This is a genomic window from Candidatus Bathycorpusculum sp. (assembly GCF_009778815.1).
Lineage (GTDB): Archaea > Thermoproteota > Bathyarchaeia > Bathyarchaeales > Bathycorpusculaceae > Bathycorpusculum > Bathycorpusculum hydrogenotrophicum.
In genome coordinates this window covers 1-13642 of the sequence record NZ_WRFL01000059.1, presented here as the reverse complement: position 1 = coordinate 13642, position 13642 = coordinate 1, and the positions used below count along the sequence as shown (strand labels likewise).

12 protein-coding genes and 3 pseudogenes are annotated in these 13642 nt (G+C 44.3%); 10 read left to right on the top strand and 5 right to left on the bottom strand.

Annotated features, from left to right (window positions below; translation table 11 throughout):
• The 3 genes and pseudogenes from FWF39_RS09935 to FWF39_RS09925 form a co-directional block, all read right to left on the bottom strand.
• Nucleotides 1-329, bottom strand: a pseudogene (locus FWF39_RS09935) (hypothetical protein); the annotation flags it as partial.
• A complete protein-coding gene (locus tag FWF39_RS09930; RefSeq protein WP_343383285.1) occupies nt 254-919 on the bottom strand; it encodes a hypothetical protein in 666 nt (221 codons plus the stop codon). The gene FWF39_RS09930 and the pseudogene FWF39_RS09935, both read right to left, overlap by 76 nt.
• Before the next feature lie 103 nt (nt 920-1022).
• Nucleotides 1023-2384, bottom strand: a pseudogene (locus FWF39_RS09925) (aldehyde dehydrogenase family protein); the annotation flags it as partial.
• 653 nt (nt 2385-3037) lie between these two features.
• On the opposite strand from FWF39_RS09925, the gene FWF39_RS09920 reads away from it, so the two are divergent.
• The 5 genes from FWF39_RS09920 (at nt 3038) to FWF39_RS09900 (ending at nt 7120) form a co-directional block, all read left to right on the top strand.
• Entirely contained in the window at nt 3038-3559 is a 522-nt protein-coding gene (locus FWF39_RS09920) for a PQQ-binding-like beta-propeller repeat protein (protein WP_343383284.1), read from the top strand.
• On the top strand, nt 3541-4335 hold the full coding sequence (locus FWF39_RS09915) for a PQQ-binding-like beta-propeller repeat protein (protein ID WP_343383283.1): 795 nt from the start codon (nt 3541-3543) through the stop codon (nt 4333-4335). The genes FWF39_RS09920 and FWF39_RS09915 overlap by 19 nt, the downstream gene beginning before the upstream one ends.
• 226 nt (nt 4336-4561) lie before the next feature.
• Nucleotides 4562-5557, top strand: a complete 996-nt coding sequence (trxB, locus tag FWF39_RS09910) for a thioredoxin-disulfide reductase (protein WP_343383282.1) — start codon at nt 4562-4564, stop codon at nt 5555-5557.
• A 16-nt stretch (nt 5558-5573) separates the two neighbouring features.
• Nucleotides 5574-6377 (top strand): EFR1 family ferrodoxin, encoded by an 804-nt coding sequence (locus FWF39_RS09905; RefSeq protein ID WP_343383281.1) that lies wholly within the window; start codon nt 5574-5576, stop codon nt 6375-6377.
• 26 nt (nt 6378-6403) lie between these two features.
• Nucleotides 6404-7120 (top strand): nuclease-related domain-containing protein, encoded by a 717-nt coding sequence (locus FWF39_RS09900; protein ID WP_343383280.1) that lies wholly within the window; start codon nt 6404-6406, stop codon nt 7118-7120.
• Here the strand turns inward: FWF39_RS09900 and FWF39_RS09895 are convergent.
• Entirely contained in the window at nt 7104-7808 is a 705-nt protein-coding gene (locus FWF39_RS09895; protein ID WP_343383279.1) for a hypothetical protein, read from the bottom strand. The genes FWF39_RS09900 and FWF39_RS09895 overlap by 17 nt on opposite strands.
• Nucleotides 7809-8079: 271 nt before the next feature.
• On the opposite strand from FWF39_RS09895, the gene FWF39_RS09890 reads away from it, so the two are divergent.
• The 3 genes from FWF39_RS09890 (at nt 8080) to FWF39_RS09880 (ending at nt 9659) form a co-directional block, all read left to right on the top strand.
• Nucleotides 8080-8778: a TIGR00266 family protein gene (locus FWF39_RS09890; protein ID WP_343383286.1), complete on the top strand. Its 699-nt coding sequence runs from the start codon at nt 8080-8082 to the stop codon at nt 8776-8778.
• A 50-nt stretch (nt 8779-8828) separates the two neighbouring features.
• On the top strand, nt 8829-9188 hold the full coding sequence (locus FWF39_RS09885) for a DUF5518 domain-containing protein (protein WP_343383278.1): 360 nt from the start codon (nt 8829-8831) through the stop codon (nt 9186-9188).
• Between the two features lie 78 nt (nt 9189-9266).
• Complete coding sequence (locus tag FWF39_RS09880) at nt 9267-9659, top strand: DUF5518 domain-containing protein (protein WP_343383277.1); 393 nt, start codon at nt 9267-9269, stop codon at nt 9657-9659.
• Between the two features lie 12 nt (nt 9660-9671).
• Here the strand turns inward: FWF39_RS09880 and FWF39_RS09875 are convergent, their stop codons facing one another.
• Nucleotides 9672-11216 carry an AMP phosphorylase gene (locus FWF39_RS09875; protein ID WP_343383276.1) on the bottom strand — a complete coding sequence of 515 codons (1545 nt, stop codon included), beginning with the start codon at nt 11214-11216 and terminating at the stop codon, nt 9672-9674.
• A gap of 83 nt (nt 11217-11299) precedes the next feature.
• Between FWF39_RS09875 and rbcL the strand changes: the two genes are divergently transcribed.
• The gene (gene rbcL / locus FWF39_RS09870) at nt 11300-12523 is read left to right on the top strand and encodes a type III ribulose-bisphosphate carboxylase (RefSeq protein WP_343383275.1); all 1224 of its coding nucleotides are present in this window, start codon (nt 11300-11302) and stop codon (nt 12521-12523) included.
• 118 nt (nt 12524-12641) lie between these two features.
• Nucleotides 12642-13642, top strand: a pseudogene (locus FWF39_RS09865) (hypothetical protein); the annotation flags it as partial.

The window sequence follows — 13642 nt, the reverse complement described above, 5'->3', positions numbered from 1 at the left end:
CTGATGTCGTAGTTGTTGTAGCCTTGTGTGAAGGGGGTGGTCCAGGTGACTTTTTTGGCTATTTGGGTGTTGTATAGTTGGTCATCAGCTGGGTTTCGATTGTATGCTACCAAAGCCTGATTATTCTCAAATACAACTCCCTCAAAAACAAAAAGCTTGTAAAGATTTTCAGCATCAACCCATACCCCGCCTCCATTATTGATTGCGGTGTTGTCTGAAATCTTGCCTCCTGTCACTTTAACCGTGCCTGATTCTATACTAAAGTGGTCTCCAATAGATATGCCGCCGCCATCATAAGCGGTGTTGTCTGAAATCTTGCCTCCCGACATGCTAAATGAACCATAAGACACGCACGCGCCGCCACCATAACCGCAGTGTTGTTAGCAATCACACTATCGCCTGACATGGTGAAGGTGCCGCTGTTGTACACTCCGCCACCGGAATAATTCACTTTATTGCCCAAAATCTCGCCATCAGTCATGCTAAGCGTACCGCCTGATGCAACAGTTACTCCTGTGCCATGAACACCTCGGGCATGGGTTACAATAATACCCTCAAGCCCAAGTGTCCCACTATTCTCAACAATAACTGTGGGTCCATTAGATGTGCTGATTAGTTTGGAAAACATATCCCCCTTACTTTCTAATGTAATGTGTTTATTCACAGAAATAACAAGTGGTTCGGTGAGGGTGATGCCTTGATCAAGAACAATAACAACCGGCAATCCATATGCCGCATTATTAGTAGCAGTTCTAAGTTCTGTTTCAGTTTTAACGTATACAGTACCCTGTATAGGGCTTAAAGTGAGTACACAAACAATCAAAGAAACTACCAGTAGTATAAGCAGTAAAGAAATAACAAGCCATGTTTTACGCTGAACTTTACGCAAACTAAACCCTGACTTAGTCTTTGTATCCATATATTTGTCTGGTAATAGTTTAATTACACGATCCAACCTGCTGGAGTTAAGGTTGGGGTTCATTATGTTTTTGTTTTGCTGTCACATCCGGTAAGGCCAATATCTTTAGATTCAGTAAATGTTTGACTTCTATATTTCCAGATACCGAGTTACCTCCTGAGGGACCGCAGCCAAGCGTTAGCGATGGCAGGAGTTTGTTGTAGATACCCCCTATTGCTCCTTGCGCGGCAGCGGTGTTTACTAGCATCCGGCAAGTTTTCATTCGTTTTGCAAACTCTTCAAGTCTTTCCGCATCATTGGTATATATCACAGACGTATGCCCCAGACCGCCTTCCTCGATGAGTTTTTCAGCTTTGCTAAGTGCATCTTCAAAATCCTCCGCACTATACATAGCAAGCACAGGTGAGAGTTTTTCACGCGCAAAGGGCTCCTCATAGAGATCGGTGCTGTCCACTTTAGCAATGAGAATTTTCGTACCTGCCGGAACAGTTATTTCGGCTATTTTCGCGATTTTTTCAGCCGACTGCCCTACTATATCAGGGTTTAGGGTTCCATTTTTTAAAATTATTTTCCTAACTTTGTCTTTTTCCTCAGCGTTTAAAAAATAACATCCGTTGGCTCTGAATTTTTCTTCAACGCTATCAAATATGTTCTTAAATGCTATGACTGATTGCTCAGAGGCACAAATTACTCCATTATCAAAAGTCTTTGACTCAATAATGGATTTGACCGCAAAATCGATATCAGCAGTATCACCAATGATAGCTGGAGTATTTCCCGGGCCTACCCCAATGGCTGGTTTGCTGCTAGAATAGGCGGCTTCTACCATACTTGGCCCACCGGTTGCAAGGGTGACATCGGTACGTTTCATAAGGGCGTTGATAAGCGGCAAGCTGGGTGCATCAAGCCAATCAAAAATTCCCTCAGGCGCTCCCGCGGCAACTGCATCAGCAAGAACTATCTTGATCGCTTCAATGGTGCAGTTTTTTGCCCGTGGATGGGGACTAACTATCATACCATTGCGCGTTTTGAGTGCGAGCAGGGCTTTAAAGACTGCTGTAGAGGTTGGATTGGTGGTGGGGATGATGGCGGCAATAACGCCTATGGGATCTGCAAATTCAGCGTTACCATTTTTATCCATGCCCACAAAATCACATGTTTTTGTATTTCTATAACAATTATAGATCTCCTCTGCGGCAAACCGATTTTTTACCTCCTTATCTTCCACTATTCCCATGCCTGTTTCTCTAACTGCAGCTTCAGCAAGATGACGACTTTCACGGTATGCGGCATTGGCGGCGGCGGCAAAAATTCTATCCACTTGTTCTTGATTTAGTTTTGCGAATTTCTTTTGTGCCTCTCTAACTTTTGCAATTTTTGCTTCTAATTTTTTTATATCAGCTTCTAACTTGGCGTTTTTATCTTCTAAACTGAGCAGGGATTCTAATGTGGGGGTATTGTGCATGTTGTCTTCTATTGTTTTTATTTTTATCATGTCTTCGCTAATTTTTCCCATCTGACCTCTCTCTTCCATAATAAATTTACAACAGAAACTCTCCGAGCACAAACATAGGACACTTATGCCCTTTGAACATAGTTCACACTTGACCTTCGTTAGTTAAATGTTTGCCTTTCAAAAATTTACATTTGTCCATTAATAAGTATACATACGAAAACCTAAACAAAGCCATAACACCTACCAAAACAGCATCCTCGATAGGGCTGTTGTTCTTCTTGATTTGGATAACTGGTTACAAATTGTAACCAGTTGAAAATGCCTGTGCCGGATGGAAAAATGCGCCTTAAACTTGAACTTTACCCGTTAAATGGTGTCTCCCTAAAATCTACATTTCATCCATCAATTGAGTATTCATACGAAAACTAAACAACCTACTCACCTAACCAAACTGACTCATGTCTTCACAGGTTAACTTAATATCTCAAATATGCCTAACTTGGTCTATTGGACTGGCACTGAGATGTCTGGTCATCGATCCAACTTGCAGTGCATTAATTCAAAAAGTTGTTGGAGCATAACAAGACTTGGAAACTCGGGGATTTAAAAATTGGCATCTTCCACAACACACGCCTCTAAGGGTAGCGCTAAAATGTTATTCCGTGCCCCTGACTGCAATGTTTACTGTTGCTATCATTTTTACTTCTTCATTTATCCTACTTTCCACAAACACAACCTCACCTACAACAATTCCAACAATACTTGACACTGCCTCATCTAATGATGACTTTACTGCGCCAGAACTTCTCTGGAATTACCACGCAAAGAGCAGAGCTGGTAATGCTTCTCCTGTTCTTGCTCGAGGGGTTCTCTATTTTACATCTGATGATGACTATATTTATGCACTAAATGTTGCTAGTGGAACAGTATTGTGGAAGGCCATTTACTATCATTCGTTTATAGCGGTTGATGACGGTACGCTTTTTGTGAATGATAATCGGCGAATGTATGCTCTAGATGGACGTAGTGGTGACATAATTTGGGAAAAAACTGTAAGCCCTGGAGGCGGAGACTTTATTATTGCCCCTTCGGTTGTTGCGAATGATATTTTGTATGTTTGTCTTGAATCTGGTCTTCGTGCTTTAGATGCTACTACGGGTGTGATATGCTTTGGCAATATGTAGGTCCTATGTATGTTGTTACTTCTCCTTTGGTTGTTGATGATGTTGTTTATGTGGGGTCGTATAACACTGTTTATGCTTTCGACGCTCAACGTAACCACAAAATTTGGAGTTATTCAGTAGAAGCTCCTTCTTCTGACCCTCGGGTATCTTGGGTATCTTCTTTTGTGGTTGATGCTGGGTTGCTTTATTTTTGTGCTGCTGATGGTGGCGTTTATGCGCTTGAGACTGACAGCGGCAAAAAAGTTTGGAACTTCACCTACACTGCTGGTGTGCCGTTTTATGCTCCTCAGGGGCCTCTTCTTAGCGATGGGTTGCTTTATATGGGTTCGGAGACTGGTAGCGTGTGTGCGTTAAATGCGTCTGATGGGACTAAAATTTGGAGTTCTGTTATAGGTAAGAGTAGTTTGTCGGTGCCGGCGGTTTATGAGAATGTTTTGTATTTCGGTTCTGATGATGGTAATCTTTATGCTCTAAACGCTACTAGCGGTCTTGAATTATGGCGTTATACTCTATCGCGTCCTTTTTCTTGGAATTGGGGTTTTGGGGGTGTTGGTTCGCCTGTTATTTGTGATGGGGTTTTGTATGTGCGAAGTGGTGAGAGTGTTTCTGCTTTGGCGGTTTCGTCGTCTTTTGTGTTGCCTTCTTTGCCGTTTTATTTGCCGCCTTTTTTGGTTTTACTAATTGTTGTGGTTGTGGTTGTGGTTGTGGCTTGTTGTGTGTGTTTTTATTTGTTGCGAAGACGAAAAATGGCTAATAAACCCAACGCAGAGTTTTGATTTTTTATCCTCTGATTATTTGTCATCGATTCATATGTAGGGTCAATATATTTCTTAAATTACACGGCTCGATTGCTACTCCATCGACTACACGATAGGTTAGCTAAAAACCTTGTAACAACGAAAGGCGCATGTTTGGTTGCTAAGAAAACCCAAGCATTAGGCCAATGGAGAGTATCCTTAAATCAAACAATTCCGTTAACGTTTCAGACCACTATTTACTGAGATGTTTGACATGGAAACTTGGGATGTCATAATCATAGGTGCCGGTTCTGCAGGACTATCTGCTGCCATCTACACTGTTAGAAGCGGCCTTAGAACCTTGGTTTTAGATGAAAAAATCGCAGGCGGAACCATAACCAATGCTCCCACAGTCGTTAATTATCCTGGCTTTTTAGAAATCAACGGGGCAGAGTTAGCACAAAAAATGACTGAACATGCACGTAACTTCGGAGCCGCTATACATGAAATTGAAGCCGTAACCGCTTTGGCTCTTCAAGGTGACATTAAAACTGTAACCACCCCCACAACCACATACAACACAAAAGCCCTCATCATCTCAACAGGTTCTCACTACAAAGAACTTGGTGTAGAAGGGGAACAAACATTCAGGGGACGAGGTGTGAGTTATTGCGGAGTTTGTGATGGACCCTTCTTTAGAGACAAACACGTCTTAGTGGTCGGCGGAGGCAACTCAGCCTGCATCACCGCACTGTATCTTTCCGGTTTAACCGCACAAGTTAGTGTTATTCATCGCCGCGAAACATTTCGTGCCGAACAATCCCTAGTGGAAGACCTCACAGCTAAAGATAACATCAAAATTTTCTGGAACACCGAAATCCAAGAAATCAAAGGCGACAAAAAAGTCCACGCAGTCACTCTAAAAAACAACAAAACAAAACAAACAAGCGAAATAGCAGCCGATGCAGTGTTTGTTCAAATCGGCGAAACACCCAACAGCCAACTTGCAAAAACCAACGGCGTTGAAGTCGACGATCACGGATACATAAAAATCGACATACACCAACAAACCAACCTCCCAGGTGTATTTGCCGCAGGCGACATAACCAATCACCCCATAAAACAAGTCGGCACCGCAGTGGGCCAAGGCATAACCGCTGCCCTAGAAGCATACGCCCACATCAAACAACCCTACCACAAAAAACACCCCATAGAAACAGCAACCCAACTCTCAAACACAAAAAACCCATCCAAACCCTAACAACAGCGTGAAACACATGCAGCAGTATACCATCTATTACTTTACCTCAACGGGTAACTCACTGCAAATTGCACGTCAACTCGCCTCAACCCTCAAAAACACAACCCTCCAATCCATGACCATCCAACCACCCAGCCAATCCATTGGCGGGCAAAATCAATCTATAGGGTTTGTATTTCCGGTATACTTTCTTGGGTTGCCCCGAATAGTTAAACGATTTGTCCAAAACCTGACTATACAGCCCGAAACTTACTGCTTTGCCATCTCAAACTTTGGAGGAAGTTCAATGGACTCCTTGGGTATGCTCAACGATGTTCTCAAACAAAAAGGGTGTTATCTATCCTACGGTGATGGTATCAAGATGCCAGATAACTACATTCCCCGATATGATGCGCTTCCCGTAGATGAAGCCCAAAAAGTGATAGACGCCGCCATGGTCAAGGTAAATACAACAGCCCAAGCTATCACCAAACAAACAGTTCAGCCTATAAAACGTAAAGCAAAACTGTTATGCAAAATCATAAATGACCTCTTTATGTACCGAAACATTGAAAATTTCGACAAAAAATTCGCCGCCGATAACACCACCTGTAACGGTTGCAATCTGTGCCAAAACATCTGCCCCGTACAAAACATAACCACAGATAATCATCAGCCAGTCTGGCACCACCAATGTGAACGATGCATGGCCTGCATCCAGTGGTGCCCCACCCAATCAATCCAATACGGTAAAAAAACCGCCGCATTCAAACGTTACCACAACCCCACCATTAACGCCCAAGACATCACCCTAAAAGACCGCCTTAGCCCCATACAGTAATATAGCCTCTAGACCATCCGTGTAGTATGCGCAAGATTAAAGCGTCAAGTAACTATCTAAAAAACCAAACCCGAAAAAACCTAGCCAAAGCTACTCTATGTATTCTAATTTTGTTTGGTCTACTATTTGCTGTTCTGTATCGAGCTATCACAACCCTTAGCTGGGACCTGCTAAACTGGATCGGGTTGGCTTTTCTGATTGTTCCCCTAGTCGCTTTTTACTATTATCTGCGTAAATACCGCATCTTTAACGGCGGTTGGACAGGAGAAAAACAAGTCGCACAACACCTCAACAAAACCCTAAACGATGACTACTACCTCATAAATGACCTCTATTTGCGAGAGGGTGGCGGAGACATAGACCACGTGGTTTTAGCACCCGGAGGCATATTTGTGTTAGAAACCAAAAACTGGAGCGGCAACGTAACCTGCAGCGGAGATGAGTGGCAACGCAGGGGCAAACGCAACTTTAACTCAAGCCCCAGCCGACAAGTCAAACGCAACGCCCAAAAAATACAACACATAATTGACTGCTCACAAACTCTACGCTCCATGGGCATCTGGGTAGAGGGCATTGTAGTTCTAACCAACCGATCTGCCTCGGTCCAGCTCAACAATCCAGCTGTGCCCATTCTTAAACTCCAACAGCTCCCCGAGTATATCTCCTCAAAGGGTGGCTCTAGGCGCTTTTCACGTGACCAGCTTGAAGCCATAGCAAAAGAGATCACTAAACAAAAAGCTTAGGCGCTTGGGGCTCAGGCGGCATAATGGTGAGCCAAGATCGACGTTTTACCAGCGCAAACGATGTTATGCCTGTTATAAAGAGACTAACAATAACAAACGAGTTCGGTAGTGCACGTCCGTTATTTTGAATTGTTGAGAGCAGTATGGAGAAGCTGCAGTAAAACGCGAAAATCCCAGTTATAAACTGAGATATATGAAGCGCCATTTTTACTCGACACGCTTGAGTTTTTAACCAGTTCAAGCCTGTCTCCATATACTTTGAAACATCAGGTAAATCATCCAGCAACAGTGCAATGCCTCCCAGCATAAACGCTCGTCCCACATTCACCGCTACGGAGCTATTATCCACAAAGAAGAGTGTGTGAAGCGAAACAGGCGTAAAAAACACCACATAAGCAGACGTAATTATTATCGCAAAAATGGCATAGACATAGTGATGGAAGAGAACACGATGGATGTGGAGAACTCGACCTATGGCCGCACTGTGAAAAATATTGATCGCCGCAGCAGCAAGCGCAAGCCAAAACAAACTAGCACTAAGCAGATACGGCTTATAGGGTTGCCAGTAGGGGTAGGACCGATAATAAGCATAGAGAATGCCCGCAACAGTGGCTATGCTGATAAGTGCATTAAAAATCAGCGCAAGGCTAAAAATCTTTTTTAGAAGCGTTTTACCTAAGCCGGCCATGCAAATCTTTCTGCCTGATCTTCCGTTTACACTGGAGGGGTTGCTTACCCAGCATTTTAAGATTACCGTATGGTAGCCACAAAAATTTCAAGCATCAAAGCACTAAATACCATAGGCCTACACCATCACCATACCGCTCAGGAGTGGACTAATTATCTTGTTGTGTGTTTATCTTGTGGTTGTCTTTGTCAACATTTTGCGGTGTATGATTTTGTATTATTAAGTTTTATTAGCTAGGTCTTGATAAGCACCCTGTGAGGAGAGAGCAAGACTGAAGTTTGATATTAAATACAAGCCTTCCTATGCGATGTTGGTAGCCAATTTTGATCAAGGTGAAACCTTGACTGCAGAGTCTGGTGCTTTGACCTATATGACTCCTAACATTGAAATTCACACTCGCAAACGTGAAAAAAGTTTGTGGGGTAGTTTGGGGCTTAGTCTCATTGGCGGGCAGTCTTTTTGGGTAAATGACTATACTGCTAAGAATGGTTCTGGTGAAGCGGCTTTTGTTGCGGCGCCTGTGGGTGATATCAAACAACTTGATGTAAAATCTGGTCAGGGTTATGTTATTCAGAAATCTTCCTATCTTGCCTCTACTCAGGATATCGATTTAGATGTTAAATGGGAAGGTTTCACTAAGGGTCTTTTTGGGCAGGGTGTATTTATGATAAAAGCTACCGGTAAGGGTCCTCTTTTTATCAACACTTTTGGTGCCATTGACACGCATATTCTCCAAGCAGGTCAAACTTTGATTGTAGATAATTTCCATCTTGTGGCTTTTAGTGAATCTTGCAGTTATCGTGTTAAAAAAATTGGCGGCTTAAAAGAGACTTTGTTAAGTGGTGAGGGGTTAGTAACTGAAATCACTGGACCTGGTGAGATTCATATTCAAACCAAAAATCTTCAGGAATTCACTGAGTGGCTCTGGGTGTTGCTTGGTCCTAGGGTTAATAGTTCGCGTGCAAGATAACAATCTTTTTATTTTCTTTTTGTTTAAGCATCATACTTGGACGTGGAAACTTGGGTAGCATTGGTCTTGGCGTATTTGTTGGGTTTTTGATAACTGTTGTCATGGGTATAATGTTTCCTGGGGTTGGGCATATTTTAGGTGGCTTTTTAGGTGGTATAGTGGCTGGGTTAATTGCTCGAAGCGCCATTGGTGGGGTTTTGGCTGGTTTTCTATCTGGGATTGGGAGTGCGGTTGTTTTGGTTATTTTGGCCTTGATCGTTTTTGCCTTTAATTCTCAATCGGATTGGGGTTTTCTTGGTGCTTTGGTCAGCGGGGTAACTGGTGCGGCTCTAAGTATTATAGTTGCGGTGGTTGCCGTGGTGGCTTCTGTTATAGGTGGTTTTATCGGCGGGCTTTTTGCGCGAAGATAAATCAATGTAGTTGGATATTTACACCAACAAAACCTAAACTGTGTCTTTTCTCTGGTGTGTTCTGTTGAGGTGAATACTTTGGGTAATATATGGTTAGGTGCATTTGCAGGATTTTTGCTAACCGTGATTTTGGGTTTTCTGTTTCCTGGGTTAGGTACCTTAGTGGGTGCTTTTGTAGGCGGGATTGTTGCGGGTTTGATTGCTCAAGGCGCTGGTCGTGGTGCCATTGCAGGCTTTTTAGCGGGTATATTTGGCGGCATAATCATAGGTGTTTTGGCAATCTTTGGTTTAGCTTTCATTGGCGGGCTTACAACTGGACCTTTGGGTGCCCTAACGGGTGGTTTGGCTGGTCTAGCAGTTGGGTTAATTGGCATTATGCTTGCGATTCTCGCAGGTATAGTCTCAGCAATTGGGGGTTTAATTGGCGGCGCGCTTAGACCCCCGCGCTATCGAAATCACTCCGCTTACTAACTAGCTAACTACTTATCTGTCTATCATGAAGGCTTTTTCGTGGGTGATTTTTTCGGGGATAGTGTCTATAACCATCTTTTCTTCTGGTTTTCTGCTTAACCCGATGGGTGTTAGTTGTTCTGCTAGTTCTAGTGCGGCTTCTAATTTTGTGTTTTTTTCGGCATAAATCTCAAAGAGCACGCCGTCTTTGCGTACGGTATCGCCCAGTTTAGCATGGAAAACTATTCCTGCGCCTTTCTCTTTGGGTGCTCCTGCCATGCGGGCAATTCGAACAATACTCTCGGTGCTCATCCAAAGTACTCTGCCTGCCTGTTTAGAGCGTACTGTTGCGTGGTGTGGTCCAATCGGTATATCTGTGGGTTTAATTTTTGGATTCCCGCCTTGGATTTCGATAATTTCACGCATTTTCTTCTCAGCCTTCCCCGAATCAATCATATTCTCAGCTGTGTTGCGGGGATTGTCTACGCCAACCATATCTAGAAGCATGCTGGCTAAACTTACTGCTTTTTCACGCAGATCCGGTGGTCCAGCACCCATAAGCGTTGATAGCGCTTCTTGAGCTTCCAGTGCCGGTCCAATACCACAACCCAATGGCTGATCACCAAACGTTAAGGCACACTGGATGTTTAAGCCCAAGCGTTGGCCTAACTCGAGAAAATCTGAGGCAAGAGTGTAGGCTTCTTGACGCGTTTTAATCTTAGCCCCCAGACCGGTGGGTATATCAATAACTACATGGGTGGCGCCGATGGCTTTTTTCTTACTTAGAATCGAGGGCAAAAGCATCGGATCAATACCTAAGGGATACTCTACTTGGATAAAAAGATCATCGGCTGGAGCCAGCTCTAAAGAACCCCCCCAAACAAGACAACCCCCCGTCTTTTTAACAACCTCTTGTATTTCTTCAATAGCTAAACTAACGGGACAAAGAGTCTCAACCCGATCAGCTGTTCCCGCAGGAGAGGTTATAGCACGTGAGGACGTCTTGGGGATGGTAAATCCCGCCGCAGCCACAATAGGAACAACCAACATACTAGTTTTATCTCCTGGGATGCCGCCCACACTGTGTTTATCTAAAATTGGTCCTCTGCCAAAATCCAAGGTTTTACCGGTTAAAATCATGGCTCTAGATAGCGCTTCAAATTCACTCATCCCCATCCCATGAATACTCAAAGCCGTAAGAAACCCCGCAATCTCCACCGTACTAAGCCGCCGATCAACCACATCTCGAACTATAGCCACTATCTCTTTTTCCCGAAGCCGCTCCCCATGAAGCTTAGCCCGAATATTAAAAAGCGACTCAGGAAGCGACGCCAACTCGACTCCAACCCGCTCATCACTACTAATACCTAGTGCCGTCTCAGTTTCCTCAAAAAGCCCAATACGATTCTCAGCAAAATGCTCAGCAATATTTGTGATAGCAACCACAGTCTTTACCCCATAGGTAATCTTTATCCTATCGGAACTGTGCACCCCAAGCAGGCTCGCAGTCTTTTGCCCAATAACTGCAACTCGATTCCCACCCGTTGTTATGTTTAAGAGCTCTACCCCAAGATCCATAACATCAACTCTAAACACTGATTGAGAGTCAGATAGTTAAAGATTTTAAGGATTACCAGCTAACTTAGCCCGAGGAACACTCGTTGAAGTACCTTGACTTTATCGAACTAACCTACAAACCCAAAGCATCAGACTTAATCTGCACTTTCCAAGTAGAACCAGACGGCATAAGCCTCGAAGAAGCCGCAGGCGGAGTCGCCGCAGAAAGCAGCATAGGCACATGGACCGAACTCACCACCGAAAAACCCTACATCAAAAAACTAGCCGCCCACGTCTATAGCATCAAAAATAGCATCATCAAGATCGCCTACCCTGCTGAACTTTTTGAAAACGACAACATGCCAAACATCCTAAGCAGCATCGCAGGCAACGTATTTGGCCTAAAAACCCTCAAAAACCTGCGTCTTCTTGACATAACATTCCCCAAAACCATCCTCACAAGCTTCGAGGGCCCCCAATACGGAAGCGATGGCATCCGCAAACTCCTCAAAATCCAAAAACGACCGCTAATCGGTACCATCATCAAACCCAAACTCGGCCTAAACACCACCGATCACACCAAAGTAGCCTACGAAGCATGGATAGGCGGATGCGATATAGTCAAAGACGACGAAAACCTCAGTAGCCAAAAATTCAACCCCTTTCCCGACCGCCTCACCAAAACCCTAGAAGCACGCGACAAAGCCCAATCCCAAACAGGCGAACGCAAAGCCTATCTGATAAACATCACCGCCGACACAAAAACCATGCTCAAACGCGCCAAAGCAGTCGAAGCCCAAGGCGGAGAATATGTCATGATCGATATTATAACCTGTGGCTGGTCCGCACTCCAAACCCTACGTAGCCAAAAATTCAAACTCGCCATCCATGCCCACCGCGCCGGACACGCCGCCTTCACCAAAAGTCCTGTTCATGGTATTGCTATGAAACCCATCGCAACCATCGCACGCATAGTAGGTGTTGACCAACTCCACGTCGGTACAGTTGTCGGTAAAATGTCAGAAACAAAAGCCGAAGTGCTCGAAAACATTGAAGCCTGCACAAGTAAATCCAGCGGACTCAAACCCATACTACCCGTTGCCAGCGGAGGATTACACCCTCGACTTGTACCTAAACTGATGGAGATATTTGGCAACGATGTCATAATACAAGCAGGCGGAGGTATTCATGGACATCCCGAAGGCACCGCCGCAGGCGCAAAAGCGATGCGACAAGCAGTCGAAGCAACCCTTGAGTTACGCTCACTACCTGATTATGCTAAAAATAACCGTGAGCTCGCTCTTGCCCTAAAACAATGGAAAGCCTAAAATCTCAACCCTTTTTACTTGTAAGGTAACACATATCACATTATACCGCTCACCTTTCATACGATATAATTTATATTGTGGCTACACATAAGTGCCGTATTGTATGAGAGGAAACCCCATGGATATTAAAATTAAAAGACTTCACTTCAACCTAAACAAGCATTATAAAAGTTTGTTGATCGCCTTCTCCCTATGGGTGCTACTGATTTCTCTGCTACCTTGCTATGTATTGACCTCAAGTGCTGAGAGCTTTCCTCTCGAAATTGCTGAACTTGCTAGCAATGAGAACTCGCTTAGAGCTGCTGTCAATCGCGATAGTGGATCAGCTATCATCGCTATTAATGCCGATATCCAGCTTAGCGCACCACTTACTATTGTAGCAGGCAAAGACATTACACTAAAAAGCAAAGGTAATGCCGGATTTTTTAAACTCATTGGTGCACCTGGTGCAGACACTATCACTGTTGAGAGCGGCGCGATATTGAAACTTGCCAACATACATGTAACTCATACAACCGATGCTACCGGCACCGGAGTAACCGTCCAATCAGGTGGTACACTAACCATGTCGGACGGCGAAATTTCAGGCAACACTGGCAACTGGGGCGGCGGCGTAGCAAATTTGGGCCGTTTCACACTATCTGGCGGCACAATTACCAAAAATACAGCCAACAGAGGAGGCGGCGTAGCCACCGGCGGCAGTCCAACAAGCAACGCCGACTTTACCATGTCGGGTGGCGAGATATCTAACAACAAAGCCACAAACTCCGCCACCGGAGGAGGCGGTGTTAGTATCAGCGGCGGTAGCTTTAAAATGATTGACGGCCTAATCTCAAAAAATAGCGCCCCAAATGGCGGCGCCATATATTCCGATAACGGCGAAGTACGCTTGTCTGCTGGTACGATCACTAATAACAATGCATCCAACAACGGCGGCGCAATTTATATCAAAAATCTTGAACTCCTCCATATTTCTGATAGCCTAATATTTTCAGCTAATCAGGCTTTGGTAGCATACAATCGAAACCCAGCTGATGACCAACTATACAACACCCAAATAGCCAAAAAAGTCACCTGGACCACCCCCTTCACACAAGGCTACAACAACTACGACATCAG

What these genes read in the sequence shown, in the direction of transcription:
- FWF39_RS09930 (WP_343383285.1), bottom strand. Translation starts at nt 919, where the DNA reads ATGGATACAAAGACTAAGTCAGGGTTTAGTTTGCGTAAAGTTCAGCGT.
- FWF39_RS09915 (WP_343383283.1), top strand. Translation starts at nt 3,541, where the DNA reads ATGCTTTGGCAATATGTAGGTCCTATGTATGTTGTTACTTCTCCTTTG.
- trxB (WP_343383282.1), top strand. Translation starts at nt 4,562, where the DNA reads ATGTTTGACATGGAAACTTGGGATGTCATAATCATAGGTGCCGGTTCT.
- FWF39_RS09905 (WP_343383281.1), top strand. Translation starts at nt 5,574, where the DNA reads ATGCAGCAGTATACCATCTATTACTTTACCTCAACGGGTAACTCACTG.
- FWF39_RS09900 (WP_343383280.1), top strand. Translation starts at nt 6,404, where the DNA reads ATGCGCAAGATTAAAGCGTCAAGTAACTATCTAAAAAACCAAACCCGA.
- FWF39_RS09895 (WP_343383279.1), bottom strand. Translation starts at nt 7,808, where the DNA reads ATGGCCGGCTTAGGTAAAACGCTTCTAAAAAAGATTTTTAGCCTTGCG.
- FWF39_RS09875 (WP_343383276.1), bottom strand. Translation starts at nt 11,216, where the DNA reads ATGGATCTTGGGGTAGAGCTCTTAAACATAACAACGGGTGGGAATCGA.